Genomic DNA, 20,776 nt, shown 5'->3' with positions numbered 1-20,776 from the left:
TGGAATGAACCGATGAGATTCCGCAACCAATCTGGCGTCAACCTGGCGGACGAATTGCAAACATTCAAGGGTAAACTGCATCGCTATCTGCTGGACCAGATCGATACATTGCCGGCGGCGGGACAGGACGAACAACTCAAGCAATTCGTCGCGGAAAAAACCCTACAATTCATCCGCGACCAGCACCTCGCCATCAACCAGCAAGAATCCGAAAGACTGATCAAGGATTTGATCGATGAACTCACCGGTTATGGCCCGATCGATCCCCTGCTGCGTGACGACAAGATCAGCGACGTGCTAGTCAACGGTCCTCACGAGGTCTACATCGAGCGTAACGGCAAATTGGAACTGACAGAGCTGAAATTTATCGATAGTCAGCACTTGCTACGCGTGATTCGCCGCATCTTGGCCCCTCTAGGACGCCGCGTCGACGAATCCAGCCCTATGGTCGACACCCGTCTACCCGACGGCAGCCGGGTCAATGCCATCATCCCGCCGCTGGCCATCGATGGCCCCTGCCTTTCGATTCGCAAATTCCGCAAGGATCCGCTGACCTCCGCCGATCTCCTGGTTTATCAAACTGTCGACGAGGAAACCCTGGCGCTATTACGCCAGGCGGTACAAGCGCGCTGTAACCTGCTGGTGGCGGGTTCCACCGGCGCCGGCAAAACCACCCTACTCAATGTACTCAGCAGTTTCATTCCCCACAGCGAGCGCCTGATCACCATCGAGGATGCCGCCGAACTCAACTTGCGCCATCCGCATGTCGTGCGCCTGGAAACGCGCCCCCCTAACCTGGAGGGCAGTGGCGCGATCACCGCGCGCGAACTGGTTCGCAACGCGCTGCGGATGCGCCCGGATCGCATCATACTGGGCGAAATTCGCGGTGCAGAAGTGCTGGACATGCTGCAAGCCATGAATACCGGCCATGACGGTTCGATGGCAACATTACACGCCAACAATCCGCGCGACGCGCTGAATCGTCTGGAACTATTGGCCGGATTCGCCGGCTACAACGGCAGCGAAATCACGCTGCGCCAACAAATCGCCAGTTCTGTAGACCTGATCGTCCACATTGGCCGAGCGCCTGACGGGCACCGACGCATCATGACCGTCGAGGAAGTCATCAACGTCGCCGACGAACATTATGTGACACAAAGCCTCTATCGCTACGACCCTCCCAGTCGGCTCCGGCCCAAGCTGCAAAAACTTGCGCAGAACCGGTCAGAATCTATTTTGTCCGGCCGCGGCCATGTCTAAGGCCTTATTGCTAATCGTACTCGCAGCCGGCTTCATGGGCTGTTCCGCCATTCTGCTGTGGCTGTTGGGGCGTCAGAAAGATAGGCAAATCACCGTGACGCGCCGATTCGACCAAAAACTGGAACGTCGGCGGGCAGGCACCCAGAAGCGTCATCACTTCAAGCCGCTGAGTTGGGGATACAAGTTGTTGCAACGGGCGGGATTGGAACGGCGCCCCTTATATCTGATGATCGCTCTGCTCATTTTTAGCTTAGTCTGCGGCATCACCTTTTTACTGAAGGGAAATACCGGTTTGTTGATCGCTATCCTCGCCTTCGCGCTCGGCAGCTATGTTTTTATACTCTGGCGCGCCGCTGCCACTCACCGCATGTTATTGAAGCAGCTACCTGGCTTTATTGACTATATCATCCGCATCATGGCAATAGGCCGCAGCTTCGACAGCGCCCTGCTCAACGCGATCGACGACAGCCTGCCGCCGTTATCAAAAGCGATGGCAAGTGTAAAACTCGAAAACTCGCTCGGTGGCGATCTGGTCGAATCACTACAGGAAACCGCGGAAATCTATCGAATGCAAGAGCTACACCTAATCACGCTGGCATTGCGTATCAATCAGCGCTATGGCGGCAGTATCAAGGCCATGCTGGAAAACATCATCACCATGATCCGGCAGCGCGAACAAGCGGAACGAGAATTAAGCGCCCTGACCGGCGAGACTCGCCTGAGCGCCTGGATGCTGGGGACAATGCCGGTCGCCATGGCGGGTTATATGATGATTACCAATCCGACTTATATCGGCTACCTGTTGAATGATCCGCATGGCATGGAAATCATTTACACGGCACTGGGCTTGCAGACCGTGGGCGGATTGTTGTTGTGGCGTATGATGCGTAGCATCCGATGACAGTCCTGAGCGATTATCCCTGGCTATTGCCCTTATTGGCATTATCAACCACCTTGGCCGGGCTGGCTCTGTTCGCACTGGCTCGCGCACAAAGCAAAACCAGACCCGCCGATCTGAATCGCCGGTTCAGATCGGCATTCGGGGAAAATATCAGCAGCAATAGCGGATCGAGCCACGAGTCAAACTGGTTGGAAAGTTTGGGCAACCGGGTTATCGACCGTTCAGCAGGCGACGACGAAGTCAAGGCGTTGCTGATTCGGGCAGGCTGGAAACGCAAGAGCGATCTCGCCATTTTCTACGCCTTGCGGACACTGTCACCGATCGCGGCGGTGATGATCGCGAGTTACACCTTTTTCATGAATGGCCTGGATCAAAAAGATTTGGCCATTCTGTTCCTGGCCGGAAGCGCGGCCTTCCTGCTTCCCAAGCGAGTCGTCGCCTACCGGGCGGCTGCGCGTCAAGCGCGTATCGCCGAACAAACCCCGGTGCTGGTGCATTTGTTGCGAGTGCTGCTTAGCACAGGCCTGAGCGTCGAGCAGGCTTTACGCTCCTTGTCGGTGGATACACGCGCTTTACTGCCCGACCTGGCAGCCGAACTGGATTATCTATTGCGTCTGATTGAGGCCGGTGAGGACGTCGCTGTGGCGATGAACAACATTGCCGTCCAAATAGACGTGCCGGCCTTGACCGATTTGGCGATGATACTGGAGCAGACTTGGCGGATGGGCGGCAGCGTACTAAAATCCCTGGCCGAATTGTCGAACCTGATCGAGGACCGCATGCAAACGGACTTGAAAGAAAAGGTGTCCAAACTGTCGGGTAAGATGACTATCGTCATGATGCTGTTTTTGTTCCCGGCCTTATTGGTATTTCTAGCGGCACCGGGCTTTCTGGCGATCATTCAGGGTTTGAAAAATGCGGCGGGTTAAAAAATCGTTATTTTCTTTGTGGAGCATGTTGGGACTGACAAGCTGCGGCTTGCTGCCCCTCCCTACCCCCCAAGCTGATAACCCGCCTACCTTTCCGGAGCTAGCGCCTAGTCAGCCAATCAGTGAACCGGCAGCCTTTAGGCCGGATATGGAATGCGGCGGGCAGTTTACTCAGGAGCAGCGCATGTATCTGGAACTCGTGCACAAGATGGTGGAGCAAGGACAATTCTATGGCGCGCTTGCCAACTTAAATCAGCTGGAAAAAAGCGCCACCGCCTCGCCACAAACCATTTATTTGCGAGCCGAGGCTTTGCGTGGCTCCGGCCAACTGGACGCCGCGGAAAGACAATACCGTTTGCTGCTGGATGGCTGCATGGCCGGCTACGGACTGCATGGACTGGGGCTGTTGGCGACGGAAACCGGGCAACTGTCTCAAGCCGAAGATTACTTAGCGCGCGCCTGCCACGAACGACCGGTCGACGCCAACGCCCACAACGATCTCGGCATGGTCTTGCTGTTGCAGGGCCGCCATCAAGAAGCTCGTCGGGAATTCATGACCGCTATGGAGTTGGATCGAGCCAATCATCTGCCGGTGGAAAACCTGATCGTGCTAATGCTGATAGAAAAACAGGACATGCTGGCTCGGCAGTTCGCCGCGGAACGGGGGCTGAACGACCAGGACATGGAACGCTTGGCGATGCGCGCGCAACAACTGAACACGCCAAGCCAACGATAACCCAACACCACCCTAATCGAAACGAGTAGCCCATGCGTAATCTTTGCCTTAGCTTGTTGATCGGTGTTAGCACCTATACTGCCGCCGCTTTTGCTCAAACCTCGATCGAAACCTTCCCCAGCACATCCCCGGTTGTCGAAGTAATCATGCCCGCGGAAGAAATCGTGCCGGCAACGGAAATAGCTATGCCAATGGAAGCCGATACCCAGACCCGTCTGTGGCTGCTCCGGCAAGAATCCGGCGCGATAGCAGGCAACCGCTACAGCCTCCCCGGACAGGCCGCAACCCTGGTCTACCAACGCTACCTGAAGAGTTTCTCGCATCCTATTCCAGCCGAACTAGGGAGCGCCGGCAGCGACGGTGGCTCCGGATCAAGCTCAGGCCGCTAGTTCCTCCCATCCATCAGGCTGGCCTCTATCATGCATAGCCCTTCATTCAACTACCAACGCCAACACGGAGCAATCGGTCTTTATGCGGTATTGGTATTGATATTGGCGATCTTATTCACTGCGCTAGCGGTGGATACCGGCCGACTCGCCCTGGAAAAGCAACGTTTACAGACCATCGCAGATTTAAGTGCGCTGCACGCAGCCGGCGTCAACGCCTGCGGCGGCACCGAGATACCAGACGCAACGCTCGTCGCAGCCGCCGCGCAGCAGCTTGCGCTGGCCAATGGCTATGCCGGCGACCTTAGCACGGAAGCCGGCGGGGTAACGCTCGGCACCACGCAAACGATAAACGGCGTGCGCCAATTCGCCACCACCGCCAGCGTCAACGACGCCGATGCAGTACGTGTGACCGCCACCACCACCTACCCGACTTCGCTGATCCTCCCCGCCCTGATAGCCGGCACGACTGATTTGCAAGCGACGGCGGTAGCCAGTAAACAGGTACTGGCAGGATTCCAGCTGGGCAGTTTTCTGGCCCGCCTGGACACCGGTGACTCGGTGTTGAATCCGCTGCTGGGCGGCATGCTGGGCAGCAATCTCTCGCTCGACCTGGTCAGTTATAAAGGCATCGCCGCCGCACAGGTGTCCTTGCTGGATCTGATCAATGCCGCCGCCGGTGTCGGCACCGTGAACGAATTGCTGCAAACCCAGATGAGCGTGGCCGGTTTTCTGAGTTTGCTGATCGACGCGGTGGGTCCGGCGACTACTGCCGGCATCGCCTTAAACGACATGCTGCTCGCCGGTGTCGGCGTTTTACCCAACATTAAATTGGCCGATATTCTGTCGGTCACTGGCGCAAATCCGGACGCCGCCCAGGACGCCAAAATCAACGTATTCGACTTGCTGAACGCCGGTTTGCAACTGGCCAACAAACAACACGCCATCAGCATCCCAAACTTCAATTTAAACCTCCCGCCACTTGCCTCGCTAGGTATTAATCTGTATGTCATTGAGCCGCCGAAAATCGCCATTGGCCCACCCGGCAAGGACAGCAACGGCAACTGGCGTACCAAGACCAGCACCGCCCAGCTCAGACTACAACTGGATTTGACGGCGGTAGCGCTTGATTTGGGCGTGCTTTCGACAGCAGTCAAATTGAGCCTGTATCTGAACGCCGCTGCCGCGGATGCACATCTGAGTTCGATCCAATGCCCGTCGGTGGCCGATCCGGTTTACCATGTCGTCGTTGGCGCTCAGCCCAGCCTGGTTTCGCTGGGCGTGGGACAATATTCGGACATCGAAAGCGGCACGACTCAAGCCACTCCCGCACTGGCCGTCAAGGCCTTGACGCTGACCGTGGCCAACGTATCGATTTCCAGCGACATCGCAGTACAAGAGCCTGGACCAGAGAATCTGCCTTTCACTATAGAAAGAACGCCGATTCCCTCGCCGCCGCCCGCGGAATTAACCCAGACAGCCGGCACGGATGCAGCAACCGGCATCGGCAATGCCATCGGAACGCTCAACAACAATCTGGATGTGGATGTCTCCGTGCTGCCGGCAATCAATTTGTTATCTTTCCTGGTCAAACCGGTGGTGGAAGCCGCGCTGAATACCCTCGCAGCCACATTAACACCGTTCTTGCAATCGCTGCTCACAGTAATCGGCGACAGCGTGCTAACGCCGCTGCTAACCGCATTGGGCGTTCAAATCGGCGGCGCAGACGTGACCTTGATCTGGCTCGACGTAAAACCCACCTTATTGGCGATCTGAACATGTTTCGTACCCAACTCCATTCCGTCTGGCTATCCCTGAATCTGGCGCTGTTAATGGCCAGCTTCGTAGCACTGGCTGTCGGCGCCTTCTGGATTATCGACGATAGCCGCAGCGAACAACAGCAACAGGCTCGGCAGATTCAACATCTCGTCAGCCAGGCCTTGGACTTGAGCAAAGGCAATCCCAAATCGCTGCAACCACTGTTGACTGTACTCCCCGGATCGCCGATGTTCATGACTTTGGAAATCCAAGGAAAATCGGGCCGCTTACTGGAGATCCGGTACAACACTCCGGATTCAGGGTGGCTGAATACGTTGCCAGTCGCAAGCCCCATACCGTTAGAGCAGCCCTTGGATACAAAAGGGACATTGATACTCCGCTTACTCCCCGCGCCGAATTTTGCGCTGCTCCGCCTGATAGCCGCCTCGCCCACAGCCCTGATCACGCTGGCACTTACCTTTCTGGTGTTCAATCTGACGCTGTGGATATTCAAAAAACGGTTCAGTTTCGACCACATAGCCGATCATCGCTGGCACCAAGCACTGGCTGCCGACCAGCCAAAGCATGACGCCGACATCCCAGCGGCCATTGCAACCGGTGATATGCTGGATTGCCTGATCGACGCGATTCTGCGTTGTGACGCTCAAGGCCGAGTAAGGTATATGAATACGGCTGCGAGAGAGCTGCTGAAATCTCGAACCAGCAAAATCGATCAGGCCAATATACTCGATTTGATCGCCCCGTGGGACCGTACGCGTTGCGCCGAATTACTACTAAAGACCGATCTGCCAGACGAGGGAGAACAGCTGGAAACCCAGGCTGTCGGCACTAATCGAGGCATTCTCCCGGTGACGATTGCTTTTAGACCGGCACCGGCAGCTAACGGTGAGCGGGTGTTAGTAATCCACGACGCCCGCAGCGAACGCGGCCAACAGGAAATGCTGAGGCTATACGCGCTTTTGCTGGACGCGATTCCGCAAGGCTTAGCGGTATTGTCTCCGCAGGACAACGGCGAACTGCTGTATGCCAATCCGGCATTTCGCACCTTATTGAATATTGGTGACACGCACGCCGGGAAAGATACTTGGTTTGATCGACTAGCCAGTCAACTTCCCGTCACCCTGACAGGACAGATTCGTTCAGCCATCGGCCGGCTGTCGGAGACGACTATCGAACTACCTTGGCGCACTCCAAACGGAGACTCCCGCAGCCTGGAATTAGGGCTTTTTCCGGCAAACAACGGCGAATCGCGTCTGGTTTGCGTTATTCGCGACCAGAGCGAAGAGCTAATCCATCGCCACCGTATCGAACAGGAAATGTCTATCCGGCAAACGATACTCGATAAAATGCCGATAGGATTTTGCATCACCGATGACCAAGCCAAAATCAGAATCGCCAATGCCTCCTTCGCTCAACTGACAGGCAAGAATCCTCAACAACTCATCGGCACCTATCTCGCCACTTGGGTTGCGGATCGGCCACACATTCACAGTCATGTGTATCAGGGTGAACACACCATCCAGAACGCGCATCAAGTCAGATTCGCCACACTCAATACCCTGCCGCTGACGCCCCGGGAAGGCAATCAAGAATATGCCTACTTCTTCGAGGATATCACCGCCTTCAAACAGCAAGCACAAGCCAATGAGACCGACTTGACCCGTTTGCAACAGACTCTGGATAGTATCGCCAACGGCATCATCACCACCAACGAGCATGGTTTCATTCAATATCTCAATCCCTACGCACAAAAACTCACGGGGATGATGGAACATCAATACAAGGGCATGGCCTTCGAACAGGCGGTCCATCTGGTCGACGAAAAAAAACGCGAACCTTTGGTCGATCCCGCAGTACGCGCCATGCGCATCGGCAAGATCATCAAATTCCGCCAAGACGTACTGTTTATCAAGGAAAACAAACAGGAACTGGCGGTGGAAGTCTCAGCCACGCCGGTTTTCGATCGTGACAATTCGGTGATCGGTGCGGTCATCGCGATGAAAGACGTCGCAGAACAACGCTCATTGAATCGGCAAATGCAGCTACGGGCCAGCCGCGATCCGCTCACCGGCTTGATTAACCGCCGCGAGTTGCTTTCCATGCTCGAAGGCTTGCAATACGAAGTCGAAGAACAATCCCAGCAACATACGCTGTGTTATATGGATCTGGATAAGTTCAAGGTGGTCAACGACAGCTGCGGCCATAACGCCGGCGACGAATTGCTGCGGCAGGTCTCCCTTCTGATGAACGAATGCCTGAGAGCCAGCGACGTGCTGGCGCGTATCGGCGGCGATGAGTTCTGTGCGGTATTTTGCAACGCGTCTTGCGAGAATAGCGTCATCGTTGCGGAGAAAATTCGCGAAGCCGTCAAACGATTCCGCTTCACTTGGAACGACAAGTTTTTCGAAATTGGGGTCAGCATCGGCCTGTTCGAACTGCAACCCGGCCTGAGTATCGAAGAAACCATTAGCGCCGCCGACCAAGCCTGTTATCACGCCAAAGAAGCAGGTCGCGACCAAGTTCATATAGCCTCGGCGTCGGAAAGAGACGGGGGGAAATTAGCGCTAACGCCATGGCGCCAACGTCTGGCCGAGGCGTTGGACCACGATTATTTCCGCTTATTCCAGCTAGATGCGCAAGCGCTTGCCGACAAACAGTCCAAACTTCCGGTTTATCGCGACGTACTGTTGCAATTGCACGAGCCCAACCAAGCACCGTTGAATGCCTCCGCTTTCATGCCTAACGCCTATCGCCTCAATCTAGGTTCATCCATAGAACGTTGGGCCATCGATAAGCTGTTTTCCATAATAAGCGCAAGAGCGCTGAATGACGCTTCGCCAGAGATCTTTGCCATTCAAGTGTCGGCTGTCACGCTAACAGACAATAGCTTCGCCACCTTTCTGACCGAGCAGAGTAAACGCCACCGCGTTTCGGCTCGGTGTATCTGCTTCGAAATCGCCGAAGACGATCTGGTGCAGAATTTCAGCCTGGTGCAGCATTTCATGCAGGAAGGTAAAAAAACCGGCTACCACTTCTGTTTGAGCCGATTTGGTGGGGGCGTTTCTTCGTTCGCGTACTTGCGTAATCTGCCTTTGGATTTTATAAAAATAGACAGCAGCCTAACTCAGAGATTGGCCTCCGACCCTATTGATGCCGTTATTGTCCGCGCCATCCAAGCGATTAGCGAACACATGCAAATCCGCATCATTAGCTATTACACCGCGGATGCCGCCATGCGGGAATTCCAGGGCAAGTTGGGTATCGACTATACCCAGGGTTCGCAAGCCGAGTCGACGCCGCTAGGGCTATAAAGATCGACAAAAACCGGTTCGAATTTCAGCAGGGATTGATAGCCGGTCATCCTACGCCACTGTTTTTGTGACTGAATTAGGTCCACAGTTTGCATCGTTTAGCCTGGCATTAGCGGTGGACTGACAGTGCCAAGCGGCATTGTTTTGCCGACTAGCAAGACACTCAAAATTTTATTTGTTCTGCATTTGTTTTTATTGTATGCTTTTTAAAAACAAATACAGAACAAACATGAACCTCACCCGTAAACAACAAGAAATTTTCGACTTCCTGTTACAGAACCAGGATCAATTCAATCATCCGCCGACACTGGAAGAATTGTGCGCGGCAATGGGCTTGAAGTCGCGTGGCTCCTTGCACAGCCAGATCAAGGCCTTGATCGACGCCAATCTGATAGAAGCGCCCGAGCGCAAGCAACGCGGCATCCGCTTGACCGAATACGCCAAGTCACTGGTTAACAAGACCGAAATATCCGGCGCGCTACCGTTTGTTGGCACCATCGCCGCCGGCCGACCGATCGAAGCCATCGAAACTATTTCCTACATGGCTGTGCCAGACGAGTTAAAAACCGACAACCCTTGTTATGTGCTGAAGGTGAAAGGCGATTCGATGCTGGAAGAAGGCATCTTCGACGGCGACTGGGTCATCATCGAACAACGTAGTCATGCCCGCAACGGCGAAATCGTCGTCGCGCTGGTCGATAAGGCCGAAGCGACATTGAAATTTATTGAGCAGTACCCACACGAAACCTTGCTGATCCCCGCCAATTCCACGATGCAGGCCATGCACTATCGGCCCGAGCAAGTGGAAATTCAAGGGGTATTAGTCGGACAAATGCGTAGCTATACCAACCACCATTAGGAGGAGATTATGCTTCATCAATCCGTTCATATGCGCGATCAAAAAGCCAATCAATCAGCCATGCTGCACCGGGCCGACCGCCAGGCCGCCATCAATATGATCGAGGAAATTACCTTGGTCGTAGTGCTGTGGGGAGTATTTTTATTGGCGACTGGTTGATGGTAGCCGCCGCAAACCGTTGCGCATCGCCAACCGGCGGAGCCTGAAATCGTGTACAGATTGAGTTTTTATGTACCGGCCAGCCATCTCGAACCAGTGAAACAATCTTTGTTCGAGCAAGGCGCCGGTCGTTTCGGCGATTACGACAGTTGCGCTTGGCAAGTGCTTGGCGAAGGCCAATTCCGGCCGTTAGCCGGTAGCGAGCCTTATCTAGGCCATATTGGCCAAGTCCAGCATATCGCCGAATACAAGGTAGAAATGGTATGCGCCGACCATCTGATCAAAACCGTCGTCCAAACCTTGCTGGCTTGCCATCCTTATCAGCAACCGGCTTACGAAGTTTATAAGATCGTGACCACTGACGATTTACCCTAAACGCGGTCAATCCCCACAAGAGAGTTAGTGGCCTTCCTCGTCTTCTTCGCCTTCTTTCTTGCTGATTTCCTGCAAGGAGAGGCTCGCGCCGAGGTTACCGCCCTTGGTTGCTGATCCCAAGCCCTCGCTCAAGTTGATTTTCAGTTTCAGGTTATTCGGCGAATCAGAATTACGCAACGCTTCCTCCAGGGAAATCACGCCGCCTTTGTAAAGTTTCAGTAAATGGCTATCGAAGGTTTGCATGCCGATGGCTTCCGATTTTTCCATCGCTTCCTTGATGGCGTGAACCTCGCCTTTCTGAATCAGATCGCTGACCAGCTTGGTGCCCAGCAAAATTTCAATCGCCGCCACGCGCTTGCCTTCGATGGTCGGCACCAGGCGTTGTGAAATAAAGGCTTGCAAATTAAGTGACAAATCCAGCAACAACTGATTGCGGCGCTCCTCCGGAAAAAAGTTGATGATACGGTCCAAGGCCTGATTAGCGTTATTGGCATGCAAGGTCGACAAACATAAATGTCCGGTTTCGGCAAAAGCCAACGCATGTTCCATGGTTTCCTGGCTACGAATTTCGCCGATCAAAATCACATCCGGCGCCTGCCGCAAGGTATTTTTCAACGCATCTTCATAGCTGAGGGTATCGACACCCACCTCGCGCTGATTGACCAGCGACTTTTTATGCGGATGCACGTATTCGATCGGATCTTCGATAGTAATGATATGGCCGGACGAGTTGCTGTTGCGATGGTCGATCAAGGCCGCTAGCGAGGTCGACTTACCCGAACCGGTACCGCCGACGAACAAAATCAGGCCGCGCTTTTCCATGATTTTGTCTTTCAGAATTTGCGGCAAACCCAGCACATCGGCATTAGGAATATCAACCTTGATGTTGCGAATCACTAATGCGTAAGAATTGCGTTGTTTGAAGATATTGACCCGAAACCGGCCAATGCCGTCTTCCGAAATGGCGAGATTCATTTCCGGCACATGCTCGAAGCTGGCGCGTTGATCGGCATCCATGATGCTGTCGGCGATTTCCTTGATGCGTTCGTGGCCGAGTTTAATATTTTCCAATGGCTTTAATTGGCCTTGAAACTTAGCCGCCGGTGGTGCGCCGGCCGTCAGATAAAGATCGGAACCGTCGTGCTGAACCAGGATTTTTAGATAATCTTTAAATTCCATATTGGTAAGTCTCACTTTGATGAATGCAGAGAAGTGTAGGCGAATCGCTAGACAAGTGAAGCCGCACCATGACAGCTGGTTCAATTAATGCGATCAGCGCCAAAAATACTAAGAAAGCCTCGAGCACTTGGACCAACTGATCGGTTCCGCTCAACCATTAGCCGTTTTAAAAAACCAAGGCAATTTCAACAGTATCAAGAGAAGCGATTGGCGTTCGTATCAGTTGGCAGATTAGCCAATCATGGATATTAAACCACTGATTTTGACTGGTTTTTTCGGCATGATTCCACCAGATTAATTGCCAGACATCGTTCCCGGCGGCGGCATTGCGCTAAAATCCGCAGTATAATGCTCGGTTTTCCTGATAAACACCTGTTTTATGAGTCAACAAAGAAAAGCCGTGGCGCTGATTTCCGGCGGCCTGGATTCCATGCTAGCCAGCAAGGCCATCATGGAGCAAGGCATCCATGTCGAGGGTATCAACTTTTTCACCGGCTTTTGCGTAGAAGGCCACACCCATGCCATTCGCAAGCAAGACGCCGACAAAGTAAAGCGCAACAATTCGCTGTGGGTTGCCGAACAACTGGGCATCAAGCTGCATATCATCGATATTATCGAAGAATACAAACAAGTGTTGCTGAACCCCAAGCACGGTTATGGCGCCAACATGAATCCGTGCCTGGATTGCAAGATTTTCATGGTCAACAAGGCCAAACAATGGATGGCGGAAAACGGCTTTGACTTCATCATCACCGGTGAAGTGGTCGGTCAACGGCCCATGTCGCAACGCAAGCAAACCATGCCTATTGTCGCCGCCGAATCCGGCGCCGACGATTTATTGGTCAGACCCCTGTCGGCGCAAAATTTGCCCGCCACTTTGCCGGAACGCGAGGGCTGGATCAGCCGCGACAGACTATTCGGTTTCAGCGGCCGCTCGCGCAAACCACAGATGGCACTGGCCAAACAATACGGCTTTAGCGATTACGCGCAACCGGCCGGAGGCTGTTGTTTTCTGACAGACGAGGCCTACTCGCTGAAACTGGTGGACTTATGGAAAGCTCGCGGCGAACGCGATTACGATCTGGACGACGTAATGCTATTAAAGGTGGGCAGACATATACGCCCCAAGCCGCATTTTAAAGTCATCGTCGCCCGCGAAGACGGCGAAGCGCGCTTCATGAGCGGCTACAAAAAAGAATTCATCAATATGAATTGCGCCAGCCACCACGGACCACTGACATTGATCGACGGCACTCCCAGCGAAGAAGACCTGTATCTGGCGGGGCAAATCACAGCCCGTTACGGCCAAGGCCGCAACGCGGAGCAGGTGGAAATCAGCATCCGCGACCGTCAAGGTAACGAACGCAATATTTTCGTCAAGCCGCTACTTGCGGAAGAAATCCCGCAGGAGTGGTTTGTATGAGTCAGGACGACCTACAGGGACGGAGGGAGTGCAGCGGATTGTCGGGAACAAGCGCTGTAACCCTGAACGCCCGCCGTCTGCTATGTCCTTTGCCGGTGATACGCACTCAGGATAAAGTCAAAACCCTGCTAAGCGGCGACGTGTTGACAGTGGAATGCACCGATCCGGGCGTGATGCAGGATATTCCAGCCTGGTGCCGGATCAATGGGCATAAGGTGTTGGAGACTAAAGCTGTCGATGGTGAGTATGTGATTGTGTTGGAAGTTGTTTGATTGGTTGTGTCGCTGTCGCGACGGGTTTTAGATGTCGGTTCTCGGACCGACGGCCGAGATACTTTTCTTTGCTTGTCCAAAGAAAAGTACCCAAAAGAAAAGACACCCGGATGCCGCTTTGATCCTGCGCTCCGAAGCTTTCGACGGGGATCGACAGAAGGGCCTTCCTGCCCCTCTGTCGATGTGCGGCATCCATGCCGCACCCCTGCGGGCTATTCCCGCCGAAAGCTCCGGTGCTCGGCGCGGCATACGGGAGGAAAACCGTCCAGATAGCAACTCTTTATTTGCTGACACGGATGATATGCAAAAGCCATTTAATATCTTGTTATGTTTGTAATTCTTGAATCAGTAGACTTTTGGAAATTTGCTGCTCCTCTTTTTGGGGCTATTATCGCTTGGTTCGTTAACGAATGGCGTAAACGAGTTTGGGAGCAATATCAAAGAAAAGAGGAAAGTTACAGAGAATTACTGCGTTGCCTTAAAGGCTTTTACGTCAGTGCACAGAACGCAAATGAACTAAGAACAGAATTTCTTAACCAGCTAAATCGTTGTTGGTTATATTGCCCTGATGATGTCATTTTAAAAGGGTATGCGTTTCTGAATACTGTTCATACATCTAACCCGTCAACGGATGAAGAAAAAGAAAAGGCAATGGGTGATTTTGTTGCATCAATCAGAATTGATCTCTTGTCGAGGAAATTGGTAACAAATACCGATTTATGCGGAAAAGACTTTAAGCACTTAAATGCAAATTAAATAAAAACATAATACGTCACCCAAAGGGATGCCGCGTAATCTTTAGCTTGGCGTTAGAAATTAAGAAATCCACCGCGGTAAGGCTCAATCCTCGGGGTGTCATTAGTCGAAGCCGTATTGCGCCGCATGTTGGCCTTCGATTATTCGGTGCATTACGCTATCGCTAATGCACCCTACGAGGGTGAGACAAAAGGCTTTGGGGCATTAATTAATTGCCAAACTCCGGGATGGTTTTGCCCCGTATGCCGTGCCGAGCACCGGAGCTTTTGGACGGATCAGCCCGCAGGGGCGATGCAGGGATGCATCGCGTTGCCGAAGGGGCAGGAAGCCCCTTTCGGCAACCCCGTTCAAAAGCGAGGAGCGCAGGATCAAAGCGGCATCCGGGTCGCCTTTTCTTTGGATACTTTCTTTTGGCGACGCAAAAGAAAGTATCGCGGTTGTCGGTCCGCGAACCGACACCCAAAAAATCCGTCGCGATAGCGACACAAATTAGAACAGCTAATTAGTATTAACAGGTTACAAAAATGGCAGTAGGACAAATCGACTTCCCCACCATGCATGCCGTCAAAGGCATTAAACTCGGCACCTGCAATGCCGGCATCAAACAAACCGTGCGCGACGATATTTTAGTTCTGGAAATGGCGGAAGGCGGCAGTTGCGCGGCGGTGTTTACCCAAAACGCCTTTTGCGCAGCACCGGTGCATATCGCCAAGGCGCATTTATCGCAAAATCCGCGCTGGTTACTGGTCAATTCCGGTAACGCCAATGCCGGCACCGGCAAGCAAGGCCTGCAAGATGCCTTCGCCTGTTGCGCCAATCTGGCTGGCGAAGTCGACGCGATTGCCCAACAGGTTTTACCGTTTTCGACAGGCGTGATCGGCGAACCCTTGCCCGTGGAAAAGCTTTCCAAGGTATTGCCGGCGGCGGTTGCTAACTTAGATGAAGCCCATTGGAGCCAAGCCGCGCGCGCGATTATGACCACCGACACCTTTCCCAAAGGCGCCTCGGTGGTGATCGACATTGGCGGCCATCCGGTCACGATTACCGGTATTTCCAAGGGTGCCGGCATGATCCAGCCCAATATGGCCACCATGCTGGGTTTTGTGGCCACCGATGCCAGTATCGAGCAATCTCTATTGCAAGAATGCCTGTCGGCGGCGGCGGAAAAATCCTTTAACCGCATCACGGTGGACGGCGATACCTCCACCAACGACGCTTGCGTATTGTTGGCCAGCGCGTGTAGCGAGGCACCGGAAATTCTGGCCGGCAGCGAACATTATGCGGTGTTCGCCGCCGCCGTCATGTCGGTCTGCAAACGCCTGGCGGAACTGATTATTCGCGATGGCGAAGGTGCCACCAAGCTGATCCGCATCGTCGTCGAACAAGCTCGCGATAGCGCCGAAGCGGTACAAGTCGCTAAGACCATCGCCCATTCGCCACTCGTGAAAACCGCCTTCTTCGCCAGCGACCCCAACTGGGGCCGCATCTTGGCGGCCGTTGGTCGGGCCGGCGTGGAAAATATGGAACTGGATAAAATCGAAATTTATCTGGGCACGGTCTGCATCGTCGAAAATGGCGGTCGGGCTCCGTCTTATACCGAACAAGACGGTCAGCGAGTGATGAACCAGGAAGAAATCGCCGTGACGGTCAGACTGGGCCGCGGTGCGGCCAGCGAGGAAGTGTTGACCTGCGACTTCTCCTACGACTATGTCAAGATCAACGCCGAATACCGCACCTAAGGCATCAACATGTCAAACAATAGCCAACGGCTGCATGTCGCGGTCGGCGTGGTTCGCGATGGCAACGGCAAGATTTTAATCACTCGGCGGGCCAAACACGCACACCAAGGCGGTTTGTGGGAATTTCCGGGCGGCAAGCTGGAAGCCGGCGAACCAGTGCGACAGGCGCTGGCTCGCGAACTGGCGGAAGAAGTCGGTATCCAGGTAAAAGCCGCTTCGCCGCTGATCCGAATCAACCACGATTACGGCGACAGACACGTGCTGCTGGATGTCTGGAATGTTACGGCCTTTGCCGGCCAGGCGCGTGGCTGCGAAGGCCAGGCGATGCGCTGGATAGACGCGGAACAATTGCAAGAATTCAGCTTCCCGGCCGCCAACCTGCCGATTATCGCCGCCGCGCAACTACCCCACTATTACGCAATCCTAGAAGGCAAAAGCGCCGCCGAAGTGCTGGACAATTGCCGGCTGATTTTAGCGAGCGGCATCAAACTGCTGCAATTTCGCGTCAAGTCTTTACCGGTTGCCGATTTGCAAAACTTATTGGAGCTGGTTTCTCAACTTTGCCGGCAGCAACAGGTTCGCTTGCTGATTAACTCTGACTTGCCTGTCAATACCACTAGTGCACACGGCCTGCACCTAAGCAGCCGCGCGTTGCTGGCGTGCGCTGAAAGACCGAAAGATTATCGCTGGGTAGCGGCATCCTGCCATAATCTGGATGAACTGCAGCGTGCGGAAACACTGGGCTTGGACTTTGCGGTGCTGGCACCGATACAGCCTACCACCTCTCATCCGGGCGCAGCGGCGTTAGGCTGGCATGCAATGACCGAACTGCTGGAACAAATCAATCTGCCGGTATTCGCCTTGGGCGGTTTAGGTAAGCAAGACCTGGATCGGGCACTGGCTGCCGGCGCACAAGGCATTGCCGGCATCAGCGCTTTTTTGAGCGACGATTAGCCGAATAAAATCGTTTAATAGGAACTGAAATCTGGATTTTCGTCTTCGTCGTCGAGAAGCGGCGGACCGGGGATCTTATGGGCTTCGGTAGCCCAGTCGCCCAAATCGATCAATTTACAGCGCTCAGAACAAAACGGTTTGAATTTTTCGGCGACTATCCAAGCCACCGGTTTACGACAAGTGGGGCAAGCCACTAGCGGCGGGGTATGCGCGGTCATCAGAACATGCAGCGGGTCAGGGAAAATTCAATATCGTCCAAAGTTTGGCAGGGCCGATTTTCATCGACCGACGGCTTCATAAAACGTATGCTGAAGCGATGCTTGCCGCCGCTAATCTCGGCAAAACAAGGGGTGTCGGACGCTATCCCCACCCGCAGCAATTGCACTGGATGATTCTTGTTGTCCAGGGCCAGTTGGAAAAAACCGGCCTTGGCTAGTTCCTGGGTCGGCACACTGCTTTGCCGAATAAAGCCCAATATCAAATCGATCGCCACCCGAATATCCACAAACGGCTGAGTCCAACGCTCCAAGTCTTTTTGTTGCTCGGCTTCATGTTGCTCCAACCAGTAATGAAAAGCCGGCAGATCGAAGGAACAGCTGCCGCCCGGTATGGAATTGCGCTGCGATATGCTCTGAAATAAATCGCTTTCCATCACGCTGATGCCGATTTTGCCGCTGGCGCTATACAAATTACGGCTGGCTTGATTCAGCTCGGCCAAAATTTCCTGTAGTTTTTCGTCGTCGACCCCATGACTATGCGCCAGCTGGTTCAGTACTTTGGTATGCCTATCCAGTTCCTTGATCAATTCCGACTTCAAATCACTGCGGCTGAAAATCATCAGGATATCGAGTAAAACCGAAATGGCGGCGCGTTTGTCGAAAACCGAAGCGCCCAACATGAAATGACTGAGCTGTTGAAAGAGCTGCTCCAAGCGCATAAACACCCGAATTCGTTCGTTAAGAGGGAATTCGTAGATAGTTTGTGTATTCAAGCCGATTGTGTCCTGGCAGTGGCTAATAAAATGTAGGAATTGTGCAGCCTTTTAACCTGTTCTGCAAGCCGCTCGGGACCGGCGATGTTATCGATCACATCGTCGGCCCTGGCCAGACGCTCGCTGCGCGGCATTTGGCTGTCGATAATGGCTTGCACTTGCCCACGCGTCAGCTTGTCCCGGCCGATAACCCGTTCTATCTGCACCTCCACCGGGCAATCGACCAGCAGCACCCGGTCGACCGCATAGGCGTTTTTCGACTCGAACAGCAAAGGCACCGCAATCACGCAGTATGCGGCCTGTAAAGCCATCACGTCCGCCGCGATTTGCCCATACACCAAAGGATGCATGATCGCGTCCAACCGGCGCTTTTTATCCGCATCGGCAAATACTGCTTCCCGCAGCCTGGCCCGATTCAAGCTACCGTCGTCGTCGAGCATCTGTGGCCCAAAGGTTTCGGCAATCCGCATCAATGCCGGCCTGCCCGGCTCGACCAGCTGCCTGGCGATCAGGTCCGCATCGACAATAGGCACACCGAGTTCGGCAAACAAACCACAGACGGTCGATTTGCCGCTACCAATCCCGCCGGTCAGGCCTATTTTAAGCACGGATTACAAACCGGCGGCATGCAGATATAAAGCGTTGATCTCTTGCCCGAACAGCATCGCCAACCAACCGGCCATGGCCAGATAGGGGCCGAACGGTATCGGTTTGCCGGCATCACGCTTGCCAAACACGATCATCGCAACCCCGATGACCGCCCCCACCAGTGACGACAATAGCACGATCAGCGGCAGATATTGCCAACCCAGCCAGGCACCGAATAGCGCTAGCAATTTGAAATCGCCATAGCCCATACCTTCCTTGCCGGTCAGTAGCTTAAATAGCTGGTAGACACTCCATAGGCTCAAATAGCCGGCAATCGCACCGATAATCGCGTCGTGGCTACTACTGTAAATATCAAACAGACTCAGCAGCAAACCTAGCCACAACATCGGCAGGGTAATGGAATCGGGTAGCAAATGCTGATCGATGTCGATAAAGCTCAAGGCGATCAAACTCCAAGTCAGCAGCAGCGCGAACGCCAACGCCACACCATAACCGAAATGCCAGGCCACTATTGCCGAACACAATCCGCTGAATGCCTCGATCAGCGGATAGCGGATAGCGATTTTGACGCCGCAATGCCCGCATTTGCCGCCCAGCAACAGATAACTGAGCACCGGAATATTCTGATAGGCCTTGATCTCGGCCTTGCATGACGGACAATGCGAGGCCGGCAACATCAGGTTGAATACTTCCGCCTCTTCTTCCAGCGGCAGTTGCAGATAATCGTGACATTCGCGCCGCCAGCCGGCTTGCATCATCACCGGCAAGCGATAAATCACCACATTCAGAAAACTGCCAACCAGCAGCCCTAATACGAAAACGACGCTAATCAGCAATAGCGGAGATTGTTGAAGACTGGCAAGCAACATGAAAGCAGACGAGTAATGGGGAGGAATAACCCACGCTTGCCCTTTTCAGCCAAGCGAGGGAATAACAAAGCTAAATGGCAGCGCCCAGCTTGAAGATAGGCAAATACATCGCGACGATCAAACCGCCGACCAGGATACCCAATATCACCATAATGATAGGCTCCATCAAGCTGCTTAAATTGTCGACCAGATTATCCACTTCTTCTTCGTAGAAATCGGCGACCTTATCCAGCATGGCGTCGATCGAGCCTGACTCCTCGCCGATTGCCACCATTTGCACCACCATATTCGGAAACATGCCGGTCTGTTCCAATGCAAATTTCAATTGCTGACCGGTGGATACGTCATCGCGGACTTTCATGACCGCATCGTAGAACAAAATATTGCCGCAGGCCCCGGCTACGGAAGCCAGCGCCTCGACCAAGGGCACCCCGGCCGCCGACATGGTGGAGAGGGTTCTGGCAAAGCGAGCGATAGCCGATTTTTCCAGAATCATGCCCACCACCGGAATTTTCAACAACATCCTATCCAGAAAATGGTTAAACGGCCGCGAGCGTTTCTTAAAATACATAAACACATAAGAAGTGACCGCAACCACGGCCACCACCATCCACCACCATTCCTGCACCCAGGCCGATAACTCGATGACAAACTGAGTGAACGCCGGCAGATCGGCACCGAAACCTTTAAACAAATCCTCGAACACCGGCACCACGAAAATCAGCAAAATCGCGGTAACGATAAACGCCACTACCAATACCGCAATCGGATAGGTCAAGGCTTTTTTAACTTTTTTCTTGATCGATTCGGTCTTTTCTTTGTAAGTAGCGATCTTGTCCAGCAAGGTTTCCAACACCCCGGCATGTTCGCCGGCCTCGACCAGATTGCAAAACAGATCATCGAAATACAGCGGCTTTCTACCCAAGGCTTGCGCCAAGGTGTCACCGCCTTCCACGTCGGCCTTAATCCCCAGCAGCAATTCGGACATGCTGGCATTATCATGGCCCTTGCCGATGATGTCGAAGGATTGCACCAAGGGTACGCCAGCCGCCAGCATGGTGGCCAATTGTCTGGCAAATACCGCAATATCGCCGGGCGTGATTTTCTGTACTCTAGGACCAAACAGCGGTTTGGGCTTGGGTTTGATCGCCGTCACCCGAATACCCATCCGCCGCAATTCGGCGCGGGCAATCACCTCGCTTTTGGCGCTGATGGTGCCTTTGGTCTTTTTGTTCTGTTTATCGAAGCCGTCCCAATTGAATTCGATTTGCTCTTCTTGTTTCGCCATG

At 53.7% G+C, this 20,776-nt stretch carries 22 protein-coding genes; 16 read left to right on the top strand and 6 right to left on the bottom strand.

The window, feature by feature from the left end; genetic code table 11:
* Positions 1-12 precede the first annotated feature (12 nt).
* The 10 genes from QZJ86_RS02310 (at position 13) to QZJ86_RS02265 (ending at position 10,695) form a co-directional block, all read left to right on the top strand.
* Positions 13-1,260 (top strand): CpaF family protein, encoded by a 1,248-nt coding sequence (locus tag QZJ86_RS02310; protein ID WP_301936097.1) that lies wholly within the window; start codon positions 13-15, stop codon positions 1,258-1,260.
* Positions 1,253-2,161: a type II secretion system F family protein gene (locus QZJ86_RS02305; RefSeq protein ID WP_301936096.1), complete on the top strand. Its 909-nt coding sequence runs from the start codon at positions 1,253-1,255 to the stop codon at positions 2,159-2,161. The genes QZJ86_RS02310 and QZJ86_RS02305 overlap by 8 nt, the downstream gene beginning before the upstream one ends.
* On the top strand, positions 2,158-3,090 hold the full coding sequence (locus QZJ86_RS02300) for a type II secretion system F family protein (protein ID WP_301936095.1): 933 nt from the start codon (positions 2,158-2,160) through the stop codon (positions 3,088-3,090). Before QZJ86_RS02305 ends, QZJ86_RS02300 begins: the two co-directional genes overlap by 4 nt.
* Positions 3,091-3,274: 184 nt before the next feature.
* Positions 3,275-3,826, top strand: coding sequence for a tetratricopeptide repeat protein (locus QZJ86_RS02295; protein ID WP_301936094.1), 552 nt, complete (start codon positions 3,275-3,277; stop codon positions 3,824-3,826).
* Positions 3,827-3,858: 32 nt separating this feature from the next.
* Positions 3,859-4,215 carry a DUF3613 domain-containing protein gene (locus QZJ86_RS02290; protein WP_301936093.1) on the top strand — a complete coding sequence of 119 codons (357 nt, stop codon included), beginning with the start codon at positions 3,859-3,861 and terminating at the stop codon, positions 4,213-4,215.
* A gap of 30 nt (positions 4,216-4,245) precedes the next feature.
* Positions 4,246-5,988, top strand: a complete 1,743-nt coding sequence (locus tag QZJ86_RS02285) for a pilus assembly protein TadG-related protein (RefSeq protein WP_301936092.1) — start codon at positions 4,246-4,248, stop codon at positions 5,986-5,988.
* Between the two features lie 2 nt (positions 5,989-5,990).
* Positions 5,991-9,302 carry a diguanylate cyclase gene (locus tag QZJ86_RS02280; protein WP_301936091.1) on the top strand — a complete coding sequence of 1,104 codons (3,312 nt, stop codon included), beginning with the start codon at positions 5,991-5,993 and terminating at the stop codon, positions 9,300-9,302.
* A gap of 229 nt (positions 9,303-9,531) precedes the next feature.
* Positions 9,532-10,161, top strand: coding sequence for a transcriptional repressor LexA (gene lexA / locus QZJ86_RS02275; RefSeq protein WP_301936090.1), 630 nt, complete (start codon positions 9,532-9,534; stop codon positions 10,159-10,161).
* 9 nt (positions 10,162-10,170) lie between these two features.
* Positions 10,171-10,320, top strand: a complete 150-nt coding sequence (locus QZJ86_RS02270) for a hypothetical protein (RefSeq protein ID WP_301936089.1) — start codon at positions 10,171-10,173, stop codon at positions 10,318-10,320.
* A gap of 51 nt (positions 10,321-10,371) precedes the next feature.
* Positions 10,372-10,695, top strand: coding sequence for an NGG1p interacting factor NIF3 (locus QZJ86_RS02265; protein WP_301936088.1), 324 nt, complete (start codon positions 10,372-10,374; stop codon positions 10,693-10,695).
* Positions 10,696-10,719: 24 nt separating this feature from the next.
* Here the strand turns inward: QZJ86_RS02265 and QZJ86_RS02260 are convergent, their stop codons facing one another.
* Positions 10,720-11,874, bottom strand: coding sequence for a PilT/PilU family type 4a pilus ATPase (locus QZJ86_RS02260; RefSeq protein WP_301936087.1), 1,155 nt, complete (start codon positions 11,872-11,874; stop codon positions 10,720-10,722).
* 379 nt (positions 11,875-12,253) lie between these two features.
* Here QZJ86_RS02260 and QZJ86_RS02255 point away from each other — a divergent pair, with 379 nt between their 5' ends.
* The 6 genes from QZJ86_RS02255 (at position 12,254) to QZJ86_RS02230 (ending at position 17,018) form a co-directional block, all read left to right on the top strand.
* Positions 12,254-13,297, top strand: coding sequence for a tRNA (5-methylaminomethyl-2-thiouridylate)-methyltransferase (locus QZJ86_RS02255; protein ID WP_301936086.1), 1,044 nt, complete (start codon positions 12,254-12,256; stop codon positions 13,295-13,297).
* Entirely contained in the window at positions 13,294-13,569 is a 276-nt protein-coding gene (locus QZJ86_RS02250; RefSeq protein ID WP_301936085.1) for a sulfurtransferase TusA family protein, read from the top strand. The genes QZJ86_RS02255 and QZJ86_RS02250 overlap by 4 nt, the downstream gene beginning before the upstream one ends.
* A gap of 31 nt (positions 13,570-13,600) precedes the next feature.
* Positions 13,601-13,906, top strand: coding sequence for a hypothetical protein (locus QZJ86_RS02245; protein ID WP_301936083.1), 306 nt, complete (start codon positions 13,601-13,603; stop codon positions 13,904-13,906).
* Entirely contained in the window at positions 13,897-14,325 is a 429-nt protein-coding gene (locus QZJ86_RS02240) for a hypothetical protein (RefSeq protein ID WP_301936081.1), read from the top strand. The genes QZJ86_RS02245 and QZJ86_RS02240 overlap by 10 nt, the downstream gene beginning before the upstream one ends.
* Before the next feature lie 524 nt (positions 14,326-14,849).
* Positions 14,850-16,064: a bifunctional glutamate N-acetyltransferase/amino-acid acetyltransferase ArgJ gene (gene argJ / locus QZJ86_RS02235; RefSeq protein ID WP_301936078.1), complete on the top strand. Its 1,215-nt coding sequence runs from the start codon at positions 14,850-14,852 to the stop codon at positions 16,062-16,064.
* 9 nt (positions 16,065-16,073) lie between these two features.
* Entirely contained in the window at positions 16,074-17,018 is a 945-nt protein-coding gene (locus tag QZJ86_RS02230; protein WP_301936076.1) for a Nudix family hydrolase, read from the top strand.
* A gap of 14 nt (positions 17,019-17,032) precedes the next feature.
* Here the strand turns inward: QZJ86_RS02230 and QZJ86_RS02225 are convergent, their stop codons facing one another.
* The 5 genes from QZJ86_RS02225 to QZJ86_RS02205 form a co-directional block, all read right to left on the bottom strand.
* Complete coding sequence (locus QZJ86_RS02225; RefSeq protein WP_301936073.1) at positions 17,033-17,236, bottom strand: DNA gyrase inhibitor YacG; 204 nt, start codon at positions 17,234-17,236, stop codon at positions 17,033-17,035.
* Complete coding sequence (gene zapD / locus QZJ86_RS02220; RefSeq protein ID WP_301936071.1) at positions 17,236-18,009, bottom strand: cell division protein ZapD; 774 nt, start codon at positions 18,007-18,009, stop codon at positions 17,236-17,238. The genes QZJ86_RS02225 and zapD overlap by 1 nt, the downstream gene beginning before the upstream one ends.
* Entirely contained in the window at positions 18,006-18,617 is a 612-nt protein-coding gene (gene coaE, locus QZJ86_RS02215; RefSeq protein ID WP_301936070.1) for a dephospho-CoA kinase, read from the bottom strand. Before coaE ends, zapD begins: the two co-directional genes overlap by 4 nt.
* A gap of 3 nt (positions 18,618-18,620) precedes the next feature.
* The gene (locus QZJ86_RS02210; protein WP_301936068.1) at positions 18,621-19,487 is read right to left on the bottom strand and encodes a prepilin peptidase; all 867 of its coding nucleotides are present in this window, start codon (positions 19,485-19,487) and stop codon (positions 18,621-18,623) included.
* Positions 19,488-19,557: 70 nt separating this feature from the next.
* Entirely contained in the window at positions 19,558-20,775 is a 1,218-nt protein-coding gene (locus tag QZJ86_RS02205; protein WP_301936067.1) for a type II secretion system F family protein, read from the bottom strand.
* Between the last annotated feature and the right edge of the window lies 1 nt (position 20,776).

It is taken from the genome of Methylomonas montana, assembly GCF_030490285.1.
Lineage (GTDB): Bacteria > Pseudomonadota > Gammaproteobacteria > Methylococcales > Methylomonadaceae > Methylomonas > Methylomonas montana.
Note: the sequence above shows the minus strand (reverse complement) of the source record. Positions and strands in the feature narration are given on the sequence as shown.